This window comes from Stenotrophomonas sp. YJH_SMC_79 (assembly GCF_059367995.1).
Genome location: NZ_JCAFRK010000001.1, coordinates 375,031 through 390,474, shown reverse-complemented (window position 1 = coordinate 390,474; position 15,444 = coordinate 375,031). Strand labels below are relative to the sequence as shown.

The following is a 15,444-nucleotide window of genomic DNA, read 5'->3' as shown; positions in this document are numbered from 1 at the left end:
CGCCTGGTAGTGCCGGCCGCTGGCCGGCATACCCGTGTTGCCGGCCAGCGGCCGGCACTACCATCCCGCTACGGCGTGGCCCTGCGCACGGTCAGCGTCGTGCTCGCTTCACCACCGCCCTCCAGCTGCAGCCGCAGCGGCACCGCCTGCCCCTCCTTCAGCGCGCGCTTGCCCTGCATCAGCATCAGGTGCAGGCCACCGGGCCTGAGCTCGGCACGCGCGCCGGGTGCCAGCGGCAGGCGCTCGATCGCGCGCATCCGACTGACCCCATCGACAATCGTGGTCTCATGCAGCGAGACATCATCAAAGCTGCTGCTGGTCGCACCGGTGATCGCTACCGCCTTGCTGCAGCCGTTGTGGATGACGCCGTAACCAGCGGTCATCGGCATTGCCGGATTCGGTGGCAACCGCGCCCACCCCTGCTCCACCGTGACGCAGGCCGGTTCTGCGGCCGAGGCCGATGCTGCAGCCGCACACAGAACCAACAGTACGCCAACGAATGGTTTGGTTATCATCGCCCAGGTTCCTTCTTCGCAACGAGACCGCAGCATGACGACGCTCATCGAGGTGATCAACCATGGCCCCATCCGCGAACTGCGCCTGGCGCGGCCGCCGGTCAACGCATTGGACACCGAACTGTGCCGGCAGTTGATCCATGCCATCGAGCTGGCCATGGCCGAAGACGCGCATGGCATCGTGCTGTCGGGCAGCGAGCGTATCTTCACCGGTGGCATGGACGTGCCGCACCTGCTCTCGCATGGCGATGACAAGCACAAGTTGTTGGACACCTGGAACGCCTTCTTTGGCGCCGTGCGCACGCTGGCCGAGAGCCGCATTCCGGTGGTCGCGGCGATCACCGGCCATGCCCCTGCGGGTGGCTGCGTGCTGGCGCTGTGCTGCGACTACCGGGTGATGGCGCGCAGCGCCGATCCATCGCGGCCGTATGCCATCGGCCTGAACGAAGTGCAGGTCGGCCTGATCGCACCGGAGGGCATCCAGCGCCTGCTGCGCCGTGCGGTGGGCGTGCACCGCGCCGGCGTGCTGCTGACCACCGGTTCGCTGGTGCCGGCCGAACAGGCGCTGCAGATCGGCCTGGTTGATGAACTGGCCGAAGGCGACCTGGTGGTGGCGCGCGCCATCGCCTGGCTGCAGAACCTGCTCAAGCAGCCACGCCAACCGATGCTGCTGACCCGCGCCATCGCCCGCTCCGACCTGCACGAAGCGCTGCACCCGGACCTGATCCAGCTGGACCGCTTCGTGGAGGCCTGGTTCGCCCCGGATGCGCAGAATGCCCTGCAGGCGCTGGTCGCCCGGCTGGGCAAGTAAATGATCGTGCCGGCGGCTGGCCGGCAACCGCAGGCGCCCCAGAAGGATCATGAGGTTGCCGGCCAGCGGCCGGCACTACCGATGATGGGCTGGCATGCACCGGTATAATCGGGGCTTCTTCATTGCTGTGGCCGCCCCCCTTGAACGACACGCCCGAACCCGTCGTCTCCGAGCTGATCGACCTGCTCACGCTGGAGCGGCTGGAGGACAACCTGTTCCGCGGGCAGAGCCGCGACATCGGCACCAAGTACGTGTTTGGCGGCCAGGTGCTGGGCCAGGCGCTGGCGGCGGCACAGACCACGGTCGACAACGGTCGCCACGTGCATTCGCTGCACGCCTATTTCCTGCGCGCCGGCAACATCGACCACCCCATCGTCTATGACGTGGACCGCACCCGTGATGGCGGCAGCTTCTCGGTGCGCCGGGTCACCGCGATCCAGCACGGCAAGGTGATCTTCTTCTGCGCGGCTTCGTTCCAGCAGGCCGAAACCGGTGCCCAGCACCAGCACAAGATGCCCGAGGTGCCGCAGCCGGAAGACATCGAGCCGAACCGCCCGCTGCCGGCCGAGGTGCTGGAGCGGCTGCCGATCAAAGTGCAGCGCTGGCTGTCCCGCGGCGGCCCGTTCGAGTTCCGCCACGTGTACCCGCGCGACGAACTGAACCCGCCCAAGCGCCCGCCTTACCACCAGGTCTGGCTGCGCCTGAGCGAACCGGTGGGCGATGCGCCCGAGCTGCACCAGGCCCTGCTGGCCTACGCCTCGGATTTCCATCTGCTGGGCACGGCCACCTTCCCGCACGGCATCAGCTACTACCACCCGCACGTGCAGATGGCCTCGCTCGACCACGCCATCTGGTTCCACCGCCCGTTCCGTGCCGACGACTGGCTGCTGTACTCGCTGGACAGCCCCAGCGCGCAGGATTCGCGCGGCCTCGCCCGCGGCCAGTTCTTCACCCGCAACGGCGTGCTGGTGGCGAGCACCGCGCAGGAAGGCCTGATCCGCGTCGTTCCCGACCAGGCTGCGGCCGCCGCCGTGCCGGCCAAGGAGTAAACCCATGCGCCAGATCTTCAGCAGCCAGCGCGTGGAAACCGTCGAAGGCGTGGCCGAGCTCCTGCGCGAGCATGGCATCGACGTCAAGGTGACCAATGGGCGCTCGTACAAGACCCGCCGCCGCGGTCAGTTCAGCTATACCGACCTGGGCAACGCCAACGCCTACCCGGCGGTGTGGATCGTGCGCGCCGACGACCAGCCACGCGCGCGTGAAATCCTGCGCGAGGCGCGCCTGCTCGACACCACCCGCCGCGACCATCCGACCGCCGAATTCGCCTTCCGCGACACCGCCGAAACGACCGGCAGCGGCCGCGGTTGGGCCTGGCGCATCCGCATCGCCCTGCTGGTGGTGATCGCCGGCGTGGCGCTGGTGATCGGCCTGCGCCATCGCGGCACCCCGGCACCGGTCGCACCGGCCCCTGCCCCGCAGGCCCAGCCGCAGCAGGCACAGCCGGCCCCGCAGGCGGCACCGGAAGAGGAAGAAATCCGGGTCCGTATCCAGCCCTCGAAATGACGCACGGGTAGTGCCGGCCGCTGGCCGGCAGCCGCAAAAAGGGGACGGAGGGGATTAAGTCGTTTGAGGCACAAACGACTTAATCCCCTCCGTCCCCTTTTTTGCCATGAGGTTGCCGGCCAGCGCCCGGCACTACCGCACAGAATGCTGGTCACATTGAGCGCGCGGCTCCGTCATGGGACACAATCCCAGCAGGAGAGCCGCCGCCATGACGACGTTCGCCGCATCGATCGACCAGACCCTGGAACGCGAACTGCCGGCCGCCGCCAGCGGTTGCCAGCACGCCTATGGCCGCATCGTTCTGGCCTGCCAGAACACCGTCACCGCCATCGCGCTGGCCATCACCCGCGACCGCCAGGCCAGCGAGGACATTGCCCAGGAAGCCTTCGTGAAGGGCTGGCAGCAGCTGCACCAGCTGCGTAGCTCGACCAGCTTCCTGCCCTGGCTGCGGCAGATCACCCGCAACCTTGCCCGCGACTGGCTGCGTGCGCAACGTGGCCGGCCGCTGACCGGCGAGGCGGCCGAGGTGGCGATGGGCATGGCCGCAGACCCGGCCCCGGGTGCCGCCGACCGCCTGCAGCGGGTGGAAGAAGAGATCGCCGCCGGGGACATCATCTCCGCCCTGCCTGCCGACAGCCGCGAAGTACTGCTGCTGTACTACCGCGAAGGCCAGCGTTCGCAGCAGGTGGCCGACCTGCTCGGCCTCAGCGACGCGGCGGTGCGCAAGCGCCTGTCGCGCGCCCGTGCCCTGGTGCGCGACGGCCTGCTGCAGCGCTTCGGTGAGTTCGCCCGCAGCAGCGCACCCAGTGCCGCGTTCGCTACGGCAGTGGTTTCGATGGTACTGGTGGCCGCGCCCGGCACCGCCAGCGCCGCGGTCCTGCTCAGCACCGGCGTCGGCATCGGCGGCAGCAAGCTGGGCCTCGGCGGCGCCAGTGCAGCGGGCGGTACCGCGATGGGATCGTTGACCGCCACCCTGGGCCAACTGCACGTGCTGCCGGCCGAAAGCTGGGGGGCGGTGATCGGCGGCGTGGTCGGTGGCGCGATCGGCAGCTATCTGGGCGGGCGCTTCCTGATGTCGTACACCGAAACGGCGTCCGAGCGCGCCGACGTGCGCCGTTTCCTCTATCTCAACATCATCACCGGCATGTTCTGGTGCATGGCGATCCTGCTGGCAGTCATGCTGCAGGCGCCGGTCTGGGCGCAGCTGACGGTGCTGGCGGTAGGCCTGGGCGTGGTCAACTACCAGTGCCTGGTGACGCTGCAGCGGGTGATGGCACCGATGATCGTGCGCGATTCGGCACGGCGCGGGCGCAGCGGGACCAACTGGAAGTACGAGTCCATGTACGGCCGCACCGGCATCATCGCCATGAACCTGATGGTCATCACGCTGGTGCTGTACTCGCTGCTGCGCGGCGGCGGCCTGTAACAGACAACGCCGGCAGTGCGCCGGCGTTGTCATCAATCACTGCATTGAACCTCAGCGCTGCGGCTTCGGTGCAGTGCCGTCGCGCGGGCCGCCATGGCGCGGTCCGCCGTGCATCGGGCCCTTGGCTGCGTCGAACTCGGCCTTGCTCAGCTGGCCGTCCTTGTTGGTGTCGGCGGCAGCGAACCAGGCATCACGATGCTGCTTCATGCGCAGCTCGCGGTCGGCCTTGTCCAGGTAACCGTCCTTGTTGAGGTCGAGCTGGTCGAAGCGCGCGGCCAGGCGCGGATCGGCCTTGGCTTCTTCACGGCTGATGCGGCCGTCCTTGTTGACGTCCAGCTTGGCCCAGCGCTCACCGCCGTGGCCACGGCGGCCATGCTGCCAGCGCGGCAGCTCATCGCGCGAGAGCCTGCCATCCTTGTTCTTGTCCAGCTCGTCGAACTTCGCGGCCAGGCGCGGATTGGCAGCCGCCTCGCTGCGGTCGATGACGCCGTCGCCATTGGTGTCCAGCTTGGCCGGGCGCTGCGCCGGCGTGGTCGGGGTGTCGGCCGCCAGCGCGATACCGGAGGCGGAGGTGCCGAGCAGCAGGGCCAGCAGCAGGGGGGTACGGATCATGGGGTCACTCCTGGGAATGGGAATTGCGTCGGGGTGATCACTTCACCCTCGGGAGACAACAACGCCCGGGCGCGCCATCGGTTGACGCCGTGGACGGTTCCATTCATCCGGCGGACAGTCGCCGCCACTGCGACGGGCTGGAGCTATGCTGTGCCCATGGCAATACACGGCGACAGAGACGACGAACTGCGGCTTTTCCAGACCGGCGAGCACCCCTGCGGGTACTGGTCGGACCGGGTGGCGCGCGACCTGGTGCTGGACCCGCACGACCGTCGCCTCGGCGGCCTGTATCCGCTGGCCCTGAGCTGGGGCTTCCGCCGCAGCGGTGATCTGGTCTACCGGCCACATTGCGCACACTGCCAGGCCTGCGTGGCGGTGCGTATCCCGGTGGCACGTTTCGCCCCGGACCGCAGCCAGCGCCGCTGCGCTACCCGCAATGACGACCTGGAGGTGCGGATCACCGCCGCCACCGCCCGCGATGACCTGTTCGCGCTGTACCACCGTTATCTCACCCACCGCCACGCCAACGGCGGCATGGACGACCACGGGCCGCACGAGTTCGAGCAGTTCCTGATCGGCAGCTGGTCGCACACCCGCTTCATGGAGATGCGCCTGCCCGGGCACGACGGCCAGCCCAGCCAGCTGCTGGGGGTGGCGGTGACCGACGTCACCGAGCACGGCCTGTCAGCGGTCTACACCTTCTTCGACCCGGACCACGCCACGCGCGGGCTGGGCACCTTCGCGATCCTGCAGCAGATCGAATGGGCGCGCCGCGAGGGCCTGCCACACGTGTACCTGGGCTACTGGATCCGCGGCCATCAGAAGATGGACTACAAGCGCCGCTTCCATCCGCTGGAAGCCTACGATGGCCGCCGCTGGCACGATTTCGACAATGATCTGGACGGGCGCTGACAAACCGCTGACACCGGGCCGGGTGCAGAATAGGGGGATGAACGCCAAACCCCTGATCTTCGCCCTGGCCCTGCTCTGCGGCGCCACCGCCCCCGCCTTCGCCACGTCCCCCGCGATGACCGAAAAGCCGTCCACTGCGCTGCGCCTGGCCACCTACAACACTTCGCTGTACTCCGACGACGCCGGCGGCCTGATCAAGGAACTGGAAGGCGACAGCGAGCATGCACGCAAGATCGCCGCAGTGCTGCAGCAGGTGCGCCCGGACCTGGTGCTGCTGAATGAATTCGACTTCGATGACGCCCATCGCGCCGCCGACCTGTTCCAGAAGCGCTATCTGGAAGTAGCCCAGCCCGGCGGCGGCAAGCCGCTGCACTTCGCCTACCGCTACCTGGCCCCGGTCAATACCGGCGTGCCCAGCGGACTGGACCTGGACAACAACGGCGTGGTCGGCGGCGAAGGCCGCAGCCGTGGCAACGATGCGTGGGGCTACGGCCTGCACCCGGGCCAGTACGGCATGCTGGTGCTGTCGCGCTACCCGATCGACGAAGCCAAGGTGCGCAGCTTCCAGCTGCTGAAGTGGAGTGCGATGCCCGGCGCGATCCGCCCGGTCGATCCGCGTACCGGCCAGAGCTTCTACAACGACCATGTGTGGTCGCAGCTGCGCCTGTCGTCGAAGTCGCATTGGGACGTGCCGGTGAAGACCCCAGCCGGCGTGGTCCACGCGCTGGTTTCGCACCCGACCCCGCCGGTGTTCGACGGCCCGGAAAAGCGCAACGCGGCACGCAACCACGACGAACTGCGCCTGTGGCAGGAATATCTGTCCAAGGGTGAGAAGCCGTGGCTGTGCGACGACAAGGGCCAGTGCGGCGGCCTGGCACAGGACGCGCGCTTCGTGATCCTCGGCGATCTGAACAACGACCCGGTCGATGGCGATGGCCGTCATGAAGCGATCGTTGAGCTGATCGAGAACGCCCGCGTATTGCGCTACCCCACCCCGCGCAGCGTCGGCGGCGAGCAGACCAGCCTGGCCTATGCGGCCAAGGGCATCGAGCGCAAGGGCGCACCGTTCCACGCCACCGGCGATTTCGGCCCGAAGTCCGGCACCATGCGCCTGGACTATGTGCTGCCCTCGACCGGTTTCGAATACGTGGGCAGTGGTATTTTCTGGCCGGCCAATGAAAGCCCGGAAGCGAAGATCGCCGACGGCAGCGACCACCACCTGGTGTGGGTGGACGTGAAGTAATAAAAAGGGGACGGAGGGGATTAAGTCGTTTGTGCCACAAACGACTTAATCCCCTCCGTCCCCTTTTTGCTTTACGGGCGCAGTTCGACGCCGATGGCGTCGGCGGCATCGCGTGCGATGGCGCGTGCTTCGTCGATGGTTTCCGCGCGCGCCAGGGTCACGCCGACGCGACGATGACCGTGCACGCTCGGCTTGCCGAACAGGCGCACGGCGGTATCCGGCACCTGCAATGCAGCGGCGACGTTGTTGAAGTACGGCACGCCCTCGCCGTGTGCCAGCAGCGCGCACGAGGCCGACGGGCCGCTCTGGCGGATCACCGGGATCGGCAGGCCGAGGATGGCGCGCGCGTGCAGCGCGAACTCGCTCAGTTCCTGCGATACCAGCGTCACCAGGCCGGTGTCGTGCGGGCGCGGTGACACTTCGCTGAACCACACCTCGTCGCCCTTCACGAACAGCTCGACGCCGAACAGGCCCCAGCCGCCGAGGTCGTCGGTGATCGCGCGCGAAATCTCTTCGGCACGCGCCAGTGCCGCGTTCGACATCGGCTGCGGCTGCCAGCTTTCGCGGTAATCGCCATCCTTCTGCAGATGCCCGATCGGCGCACAGAACGCGGTGCCACCGGCATGGCGCACGGTCAACAGGGTGATCTCGTAATCGAAATCGATGAAGCCTTCGACGATGCAGCGACCGGCACCGGCGCGGCCACCGGTCTGCGCGTAATCCCAGGCCGGGGCGATGTCCGCCTCGCTGCGCAAGGTGCTCTGGCCCTTGCCCGAGGACGACATCACCGGCTTGACCACGCACGGCAGGCCGATGGCAGCCACGGCAGCGCGGTATTCGGCCTCGGTATCGACGAAGCGGTACGGCGAGGTCGGCAGGCCCAGAGTTTCGGCGGCCAGGCGGCGGATGCCTTCGCGGTCCATGGTCAGGCGTGCGGCACGCGCGGTCGGGATCACCCGCAGGCCCTGCTCCTGTTCCAGCTGGACCAGGGTTTCGGTGTGGATGGCCTCGATCTCCGGCACCACCAGGTGCGGCTGCTCCTGGGCAATCAGCGCGCGCAGGGCCATTGCATCGAGCATGTCGATCACATGCGAGCGGTGCGCGACCTGCATGGCCGGCGCATCGGCATAGCGGTCAGCGGCGATCACTTCCACGCCCAGCCGCTGCAGCTCGATGGCCACCTCCTTGCCGAGTTCGCCCGAGCCCAGCAGCAGCACGCGGGTGGCGGAGGGGGACAACGGAGTTCCAAGCTTGGCCATGGCGGTTCCAGCAGCGATGTGAAGGCGGGTGGGCATTCTAGCTGGCCGGGCACCCCGGCCATGGCATCCGACGAACGGTAGTGGACAAGTGATATCACTTTGATATCTTTTCTCCGAACCCTCAAGGACGTACCGCCATGAAAGAGAAGTCACTGTCTTCCCTCAACGGCCTCGGCACGCTGGCCGGCGCCCTGCTCGTCGCCCTCGCCGGCGCCGCCCTGTTCGTGGTGGGCGTGGCAGCGAAGGCCAGTACCGGCTCACCCAACCTGCTGCTGATGCTGCTGGGCGCCCTGCTGGTGGCGCTGGGCGTGTTCATCCTGGCCGGCCTGTACACCATCCAGCCCAACCAGGCGGCGGTGCTGAGCCTGTTCGGCAAGTACGTGGGCACCGTCAAGGACAACGGCCTGCGCTGGAACAACCCCTTCTTCGCCAAGCGCCGGGTCAGCCAGCGCGTGCGCAACTTCGAGAGCGGCAAGCTGAAGGTCAACGAGCTGGACGGCAGCCCGATCGAGATCGCCGCGGTGATCGTCTGGCAGGTGGTCGATGCCTCCGAGGCCGTCTACAACGTGGACGACTACGAGAGCTTCGTGCACATCCAGTCCGAATCGGCGTTGCGCGCGATGGCCACCAGCTACCCCTACGACCAGCACGAGGACGGCCAGCTGGCCCTGCGCAGCCATGCCAGCGAGATCTCCCAGCACCTGAAGAACGAGCTGGCCGAGCGCCTGGCCGACGCCGGCGTGCAGGTGATCGACGCGCGCATCAGCCACCTGGCCTATGCCGCCGAAATCGCTCAGGCGATGCTGCAGCGGCAGCAGGCCAACGCGGTGATCGCTGCACGCACGCGCATCGTGGCCGGTGCGGTGGGCATGGTCGAGATGGCCCTGGCCGAACTGCAGAAGAACGGCGTGGTGCAGCTGGATGAGGAACGCAAGGCACACATGGTCAGCAACCTGCTGACCGTGCTGTGCTCGGACCGCGGTACCCAGCCGATCGTCAATGCCGGCTCGCTGTATTGAGCCACACTCGCAACGGGGCGCCCCACCGCCCCGCCAGGAGCCCCCATGAGTGAGAAGAAAGCCTACCCGCTGCGCATCAACGCCGACGTCCTGGCTGCCGCGCAGCGCTGGGCTGATGACGAGCTGCGCAGCCTCAACGCGCAGATCGAATACGTGCTGCGCGACGCCCTGCGCAGGGCAGGACGCCTGCCGAAACCCACGCCATCGTCGGAGGACAAGGAATGAGCAAGCGCTGGAGCTACCAGACCATCGAGGTCAAGACGTCCATGATGGGCCTGCACAAGGCCGAAGACATCCAGGCCGAACTCAGCCGCCAGGGCCAACTGGGCTGGGAACTGGTCAACATCATCATCCCGGCGCCGATGCGCCCGGCGATGCTGGTGTTCAAGAAGGAGGCCTGAACCATGGGCGGCAGCGACCCGAAACCCTTTGACGTGGCCGAGAGTTCGCCGCTGCGCGTGCTCTGGATCGTGCTGCCGCTGCTGGCTGCCTTCGTGGCCTGCCTGTATGCACAGCTGTACAAGGCACCGGCGAGCGCACCCTGGATCGAAGTAACGCTGTCGCCGCCCTGGTTCCGGATGGGCGGCAGCGCGGCATGGAGCCTGATCGTCATCGCTGTACTCGCTGTCGGGCTGGGGGCCGCATTCTTCCGCCGCCGCGTGGAGCTGGCCGGCGACGTGCTGGACGTGCGCTCGACCATGTATCGGCGGCGCGTGCCGGTGGCGCAGCTGCGGCTGGACCAGGCCGAGGTGGTCGATCTGCAGCGTGACCGCCGCTATGGCATCCGTCTCAAAACCAATGGCTATTCAATGCCGGGCTTCTACTCGGGCCACTTCCGCCTGCAGGGGGGCGGCAAGGGCTTCGCCCTGGTCACCGACCGTGCGCGCGTCCTCGCACTGCCGGTCAGTGATGGCAGCACGCTGCTGCTCAGCGTGGACCGGCCGCAGGCGCTGCTCGATGCGCTGCGCAAGGTGGCCGCGTCGGCGCCACGGCAGTAAGCTGCGGCGATGCAACGACGCGCGCCCCTGCTGATCAACACCGAGGCCATCGAGCTGTGGCCCGCTCACCTGCTGCGTGCACGCAGCAACCTGGATGCACGCCTGCTGTCGCAGGCGCACTGGGTGCTGCGGCGCAAGCGCGATGGCCGCTACCTGGCGGCGGTGCTGGCGCAGGGTGTGCACGCCATGGTGCCGCGCCTGCCGCGCGAGCCCGGGGTCGAGGAAGCACTGGCGCTGCTGGATGACGCGGCAGCGCGGCCCTTCGGCGCCGGCCTGGAAGATCAGTGGCTGCCCCTGGCCGGGTTGCAGCAGCGCCTGCAGCAGCTTGGCCTGGATGCACAGCGCTATGCCGACGACAGCGGCCTGCCACTGGAATCCGAACCGTGCCTGCTGCACTTCGCCGGTCGCGACCGCTTCGCCCGCCCATTGTGGCTGCGCCGTGCCGCCGCGCAGGGCTGGCGACGGATGCGACTGCAGGCGGCACAGGATGGCATTGCGCTGGACGCCATCTCCGGCTTCCGCAGCCATGCCTACCAGCTGGGCATCTTCGAACGGAAACTGGCGCGCGGCTTGAGCGTGGCGGAGATCCTGAAGGTGAATGCCGCACCGGGTTTCAGCGAACACCACAGCGGCCACGCGCTGGACATCGGCACGCCGGGCGACGCCCCGGCCGAAGAATCGTTCGAAGCCACCGACGCGTTCGCGTGGCTGCAGGCGCATGCCGGCGCGCATGGCTTCCATCTGAGCTACCCGCGCGACAACCCGCACGGCATCGTCTACGAACCGTGGCATTGGTGCTGGAGACCGGCCAACGGTTGAGCCCCTCGTGGCGACTGCAATGCGGAATTCATTGGAGCTGTCCGGGCGGGCAGGCTGCGCAGGGGACGCCGTAAATACGTCCCTGTAGGCTCGGGCGCGCCATCCTTGGCGCTTACGCCCCTGCGCACCCCACCCGCCCGGCCACGGACAGATTCCGCGTGCGTCCGCCACGGAATGAAACAAGAGAGCAAAGACAAAGGCGGGTCGCTTCGCTCGAAGCCTCTACAACGGATCAGTGCGCGGCTGTTGGGTCCGCCTTCAAGCGAGCCGAGCACCGCAGGTCCGGCGAGGGCGAAGAGGTGCGGGTGTCTGAGCGCAGCGAGTTCCCGCACCGTCCCTCGACGGGCCGAGGAGCGCGGGGGACCGGTGCGCAGCACCGGCTCGCGGTCGGCGGCGCGTTTCTTTTGGTTACTTTTCTTTTCGCGCGAAAAGAAAAGTAACGCCCATGAACCTTCACGATCGCATCGGCATGGATCGGAGCGACAGCCCTGCGGCCCTCACCGCCTCAACGCATTGATCGCCAGCAACACCCATCCGGCCATCATGCTGGTGCCACCGATCGGTGCCATCCGCGTCGGCCACTGCCACAGCGCGCCGCCCACCAGGCTGCCGGAGAACAACAGCACTCCCAGCAGCAGCACGTACAGCGCCAGGTGCGCGATCGCGCCCTGCGCGCGCGGCCCGAGCGCCACCAGCACCGCACCATGTGCGAACGCGTACAGCGCCGCCATGTTCAGATGCTGCTGCGCCAGCGGGTCAGCCACACCGTGCGATGCGTAGGCGGACAGGCCGATCGAGGCGGCCGCCAGCAGCGCGCCGAGACAGGCCAGCAGGGAAGGCTTACGTGCGCGACGTTCCAGATTGAACATGAGGGCTCCTTGCGCAGCGCCCCTTGCCGGGCGCCAGATGAAAAAAAACGCGCCGCAATGAGCGGCGCGTTTTCGTGTCCAGCATTACATGGGTCAGCCGAGGCTTACTTGACGGCCCAGTAGATGTCGTAGGTACCTTCCGGGGTGAACGACTTGTCGATGCCGTCCTTCCAGGATTCGTACGGACGGTCGATCACTTCGTTGCCCGCCGTCACAGCCCAGGCGCGCAGGCCGTTGCGGGCCACGTCCAGACCCGCCATGTGGCCGCTGTAGGCCGCATGTGCCGAGCGGTGCGGAGCGACGTGCACGTACTTGACCGGAGCGCCACCGTCGATCTTGACGGTCAGAGCTTCAGCAGCAGCACCTTCAGCACCCTTCTTCTTCACCGGCTGGGCGATGTCGAAGGCGTACTTCTCCTGACCGAAGTCGGTGGTGATGATGCGGAACGGACCGGCGGCTTCAAGGCCATTGGCCTCCATCACGCGCTTGATCCACTCCTGGTTGTCCTTGATGGACTTGGTGATCGTGTCCTGACCGCGATCCACGTTACCGGCGTTGACGACCAGCAGGTCCTCGGCCGGTACATCGACGATGGCCAGATCGGTCAGCGGCGCTTCCGGGGTGCGGTAGTCGACGTTCGGCACGCTGGCCAGCATGTTGGCCATGCGCGACAGACCCATCTTGATGTCGTCGCCGATCTGGCGGCTGACATACAGGCCGGCGTAACGGCCGAACAGGTCGAAGCCGTACTTCACCGAGTAGTCCTGGGTGATCTTGACGTTACGGCCGCCCTTGCCGGTCGGCTCCAGGGTGAAGGTGGTGACCTTGTCGTGACCCTTGGTGGCGTCTTCGATGGCGATCGCAACGCGCTTGTTCTCTTCGGCGTCGGTAATCTTCCAGGAACCGGTGCCCAGGTCCTTGGAGGTGAAGTCCAGGGTGGCACCCTTGCCGGAGGCCGGGCCGGACAGCTTCAGTTCAACGGCGGGATCGCGCAGTACCAGCGGGTTCCAGTCCTTGAAGCGGCGCAGGCTGCTGACCGTGTCGTACACGATCGTCATCTTGCGGTTGGTCTCGATGCTTTCGGTGATGTGACGCTCGCCCGGCAGACATACGCCAATGATGACGAACAGGCCAGCCACGATCCCCAAGGCGATCAGGAACTCGATAATACGGGTCATTCAGAGAGTCTCCGGGGCCGATCCCACGGCCGGGTTGATTGAAGCGAAGCGCCAATCCTAGCAGGCTTCGCGGGCATTGTTTATCGGGATTGGCGCACCGGTTTCCCTGCCGGCTGCGTATTTGTATGGACAAAGAATTCGAAGGGTAACGCATACCGCTACCCGGCAAGTAGGGGGCAACCTTGGCCGGAACCCCCTGCCACCATCCAAGTCTTTGTACCGAAACGATTTTCCTCAGACCAGCTGGAGTTCGAACGCCTTCAGTACCGCGCGCGTACGGTCGCGCACCCCCAGCTTGGAGAGGATGTTGGACACGTGGTTCTTGATGGTGCCCTCGGCCACGCCCAGTGAGTTGGCGATCTCCTTGTTGGAGAAACCGCTGGCCATCAGCCGCAGGATCTCGGTCTCGCGGTCGGTCAGCGGGTCCGGGCGGTCCAGGCTGACGAACTCGTTGCGCATGTGCTCCAGGCCCGACAACAGGCGCTGCGTCACCGCCGGCTGCACCAGCGAACCGCCTTCGGCCACGGTACGGATGGCACCGACCAGCTGTGCCAGGGTCACATCCTTGAGCAGGTAGCCCTTGGCACCGGCCTTGAGGCCGGCCAGCACCAGCTGATCGTCGTCGAAGGTGGTGAGGATGATGGTCGGCGGCAGTTGTTCCTGCCGCGACAGCACCTGCAGTGCTTCCAGCCCGGACATCACCGGCATGCGCATGTCCATCAGGACCACGTCGGGGCGCACCTGCGGGATCATCTCCACCGCCTGCCGGCCATCGCCGGCCTCGGCCACCACCTCGATGCCGTCGTCGAGTGCCAGCAGGGAGCGGATTCCCTGCCGCACCAGGGTTTGGTCATCAACCAGGCAGACGCGAATCATCAACGTACTCCTTCAGGAACCTTGGTAAGGGCGGCCACCAGCACCGTTGCCGGCACCGTCGCCCGCAGGCGGAAGCCTTCGCCGGGACGGGTCTCGACCTGCAGCTGGCCACCACATTGTTGCAGGCGCTCGCGCATGCCGCGCAAGCCATTGCCCACATTGACCATGTCCGCACCGACACCGTCGTCGCGGGCCTCCACCACCACCCGGTCCGGGGCTTCACGGTACACCTTGATCCACAGGTGACGGGCACCGGCGTGGCGCACCGCGTTGGTGATGATCTCCTGCGTGCAGCGCAGCAGGACGTGGGCCCGCTGCGGGTCCTCCACGTTCAGCGGATCCTCGATGTCCAGCTGGATGTCCAGCGAGGGCACATTCTCGGTCAGCGGGCGCAGCGCCGCGGCCAGATCGATGGCGCCGGTCTCGCGCAGCTGGCTGACCACCTCGCGCACGTTGCCCAGCAGCAGTTTGGCCAATGCGTGCGAGCGCTTCACATGTTCCAACGCCTGCCCTTCGGCCAAGTGCCCGGCCACTTCCAGGTTCAGGGTCAGCGCGGTCAGCTGGTGGCCCAGCAGGTCATGCAGCTCGCGCGAGATACGGGTGCGCTCATTGACACGGGCACTCTCGGCCAGCAGGGCGCGGGTGGCACGCAGCTCTGAATTGAGCCGACGCTGTTCGTCGCGCGCCTCGGTCTGCTGGCGGGCAACCAGGCTGGTCACGAAGATGAACATGGAGAAGCCGCCGTACAGCAGCGACTGCATCACTGCTTCGAACAACGGGAAGCGCAGCAGCATGTAGTAGACCGGGGCCACCGCCAGCTGGCTGACCAGCAGCCACAGCACGCCCAGGCGCACCGACAGCATCCACGGAATGACCCCGGCGGCCACCATCATCAGGATGCTGCCCAGGCCCGAGCCGCTGAGGAAGCTGACGCCCAGCGCCGAGATCGTCAGCAGCAACAGCAGCCCCCGGTCCAGCCAGCTGGTGGGGCTGTCGCTGCGCAGGATGCGGGTCAGCCAGTAATACGAGGTGCCGAAAGACAGGTAGGCGACGAACAGCAGCACCGCCCAGCCCCCCATGTCGCCGCGGCTGTGCAGGTTCTCGAACTGCGAGTACGCCAACGGCAGACCGACCATGACCCAGGTGAACAGGCCGGCCAGGCGGAGGACGCGGGTATGGCTGAGGACTCCCAACATGGCAGCACTCTACGGGCCCGGCCTGCGCACCGCACCCCACGGAAGTCATGCCTGCCCGGTCGCCTGTTCATGCCGCAGCCCACCCCGGGCATGCAATAATCGTGCGCAGGGTCCCTTCGATGGACCAACCGCGTTACCCCACGGAGTC

18 protein-coding genes are annotated in these 15,444 nt (G+C 67.2%); 11 read left to right on the top strand and 7 right to left on the bottom strand.

The window, feature by feature from the left end; all coding sequences use genetic code 11:
- Window positions 1–68 precede the first annotated feature (68 nt).
- The gene (locus AC5P57_RS01955) at window positions 69–515 is read right to left on the bottom strand and encodes a copper chaperone PCu(A)C (RefSeq protein ID WP_262236145.1); all 447 of its coding nucleotides are present in this window, start codon (window positions 513–515) and stop codon (window positions 69–71) included.
- Between the two features lie 34 nt (window positions 516–549).
- Between AC5P57_RS01955 and AC5P57_RS01950 the strand changes: the two genes are divergently transcribed.
- The 4 genes from AC5P57_RS01950 (at window position 550) to AC5P57_RS01935 (ending at window position 4,315) form a co-directional block, all read left to right on the top strand.
- The gene (locus AC5P57_RS01950) at window positions 550–1,326 is read left to right on the top strand and encodes an enoyl-CoA hydratase/isomerase family protein (RefSeq protein WP_142807503.1); all 777 of its coding nucleotides are present in this window, start codon (window positions 550–552) and stop codon (window positions 1,324–1,326) included.
- Window positions 1,327–1,466: 140 nt separating this feature from the next.
- Window positions 1,467–2,375, top strand: a complete 909-nt coding sequence (tesB, locus tag AC5P57_RS01945; protein WP_142807502.1) for an acyl-CoA thioesterase II — start codon at window positions 1,467–1,469, stop codon at window positions 2,373–2,375.
- Between the two features lie 4 nt (window positions 2,376–2,379).
- On the top strand, window positions 2,380–2,889 hold the full coding sequence (locus AC5P57_RS01940; protein WP_099604030.1) for a pathogenicity-like protein: 510 nt from the start codon (window positions 2,380–2,382) through the stop codon (window positions 2,887–2,889).
- 208 nt (window positions 2,890–3,097) lie between these two features.
- Window positions 3,098–4,315, top strand: coding sequence for an RNA polymerase sigma factor (locus tag AC5P57_RS01935; RefSeq protein ID WP_262236144.1), 1,218 nt, complete (start codon window positions 3,098–3,100; stop codon window positions 4,313–4,315).
- A gap of 51 nt (window positions 4,316–4,366) precedes the next feature.
- Here the strand turns inward: AC5P57_RS01935 and AC5P57_RS01930 are convergent, their stop codons facing one another.
- Entirely contained in the window at window positions 4,367–4,927 is a 561-nt protein-coding gene (locus tag AC5P57_RS01930) for an EF-hand domain-containing protein (protein WP_262236143.1), read from the bottom strand.
- A gap of 156 nt (window positions 4,928–5,083) precedes the next feature.
- Between AC5P57_RS01930 and AC5P57_RS01925 the strand changes: the two genes are divergently transcribed.
- Together AC5P57_RS01925 and AC5P57_RS01920 are read left to right on the top strand one after the other, a co-directional pair.
- Window positions 5,084–5,839, top strand: coding sequence for an arginyltransferase (locus AC5P57_RS01925; protein ID WP_099552991.1), 756 nt, complete (start codon window positions 5,084–5,086; stop codon window positions 5,837–5,839).
- 37 nt (window positions 5,840–5,876) lie between these two features.
- Window positions 5,877–7,082, top strand: a complete 1,206-nt coding sequence (locus AC5P57_RS01920; protein ID WP_142807498.1) for an endonuclease/exonuclease/phosphatase family protein — start codon at window positions 5,877–5,879, stop codon at window positions 7,080–7,082.
- 71 nt (window positions 7,083–7,153) lie between these two features.
- Here the strand turns inward: AC5P57_RS01920 and purT are convergent, their stop codons facing one another.
- Window positions 7,154–8,341 carry a formate-dependent phosphoribosylglycinamide formyltransferase gene (gene purT / locus AC5P57_RS01915; RefSeq protein ID WP_262236141.1) on the bottom strand — a complete coding sequence of 396 codons (1,188 nt, stop codon included), beginning with the start codon at window positions 8,339–8,341 and terminating at the stop codon, window positions 7,154–7,156.
- A 137-nt stretch (window positions 8,342–8,478) separates the two neighbouring features.
- Between purT and AC5P57_RS01910 the strand changes: the two genes are divergently transcribed.
- The 5 genes from AC5P57_RS01910 to AC5P57_RS01890 are packed head-to-tail and all read left to right on the top strand — an operon-like array spanning window position 8,479 to window position 11,177.
- Entirely contained in the window at window positions 8,479–9,360 is an 882-nt protein-coding gene (locus tag AC5P57_RS01910; RefSeq protein ID WP_014036365.1) for an SPFH domain-containing protein, read from the top strand.
- 45 nt (window positions 9,361–9,405) lie between these two features.
- Complete coding sequence (locus AC5P57_RS01905) at window positions 9,406–9,585, top strand: type II toxin-antitoxin system antitoxin (protein WP_099552994.1); 180 nt, start codon at window positions 9,406–9,408, stop codon at window positions 9,583–9,585.
- Window positions 9,582–9,761 (top strand): DUF4177 domain-containing protein, encoded by a 180-nt coding sequence (locus tag AC5P57_RS01900; protein WP_006424209.1) that lies wholly within the window; start codon window positions 9,582–9,584, stop codon window positions 9,759–9,761. The genes AC5P57_RS01905 and AC5P57_RS01900 overlap by 4 nt, the downstream gene beginning before the upstream one ends.
- 3 nt (window positions 9,762–9,764) lie before the next feature.
- Window positions 9,765–10,358: a PH domain-containing protein gene (locus AC5P57_RS01895; RefSeq protein WP_262236138.1), complete on the top strand. Its 594-nt coding sequence runs from the start codon at window positions 9,765–9,767 to the stop codon at window positions 10,356–10,358.
- 9 nt (window positions 10,359–10,367) lie between these two features.
- Window positions 10,368–11,177: a M15 family metallopeptidase gene (locus AC5P57_RS01890; RefSeq protein ID WP_142807494.1), complete on the top strand. Its 810-nt coding sequence runs from the start codon at window positions 10,368–10,370 to the stop codon at window positions 11,175–11,177.
- 497 nt (window positions 11,178–11,674) lie between these two features.
- Here the strand turns inward: AC5P57_RS01890 and AC5P57_RS01885 are convergent, their stop codons facing one another.
- From AC5P57_RS01885 to AC5P57_RS01870, 4 genes are all read right to left on the bottom strand, one after another.
- Window positions 11,675–12,046, bottom strand: coding sequence for a DUF423 domain-containing protein (locus tag AC5P57_RS01885; protein WP_019659313.1), 372 nt, complete (start codon window positions 12,044–12,046; stop codon window positions 11,675–11,677).
- A 104-nt stretch (window positions 12,047–12,150) separates the two neighbouring features.
- Window positions 12,151–13,224, bottom strand: coding sequence for a polyketide cyclase (locus AC5P57_RS01880; RefSeq protein WP_099552997.1), 1,074 nt, complete (start codon window positions 13,222–13,224; stop codon window positions 12,151–12,153).
- Between the two features lie 234 nt (window positions 13,225–13,458).
- Window positions 13,459–14,100, bottom strand: coding sequence for a response regulator (locus tag AC5P57_RS01875; protein WP_099552998.1), 642 nt, complete (start codon window positions 14,098–14,100; stop codon window positions 13,459–13,461).
- Window positions 14,100–15,296, bottom strand: a complete 1,197-nt coding sequence (locus AC5P57_RS01870; RefSeq protein ID WP_142807493.1) for a sensor histidine kinase — start codon at window positions 15,294–15,296, stop codon at window positions 14,100–14,102. The genes AC5P57_RS01875 and AC5P57_RS01870 overlap by 1 nt, the downstream gene beginning before the upstream one ends.
- Window positions 15,297–15,444: the final 148 nt, after the last annotated feature.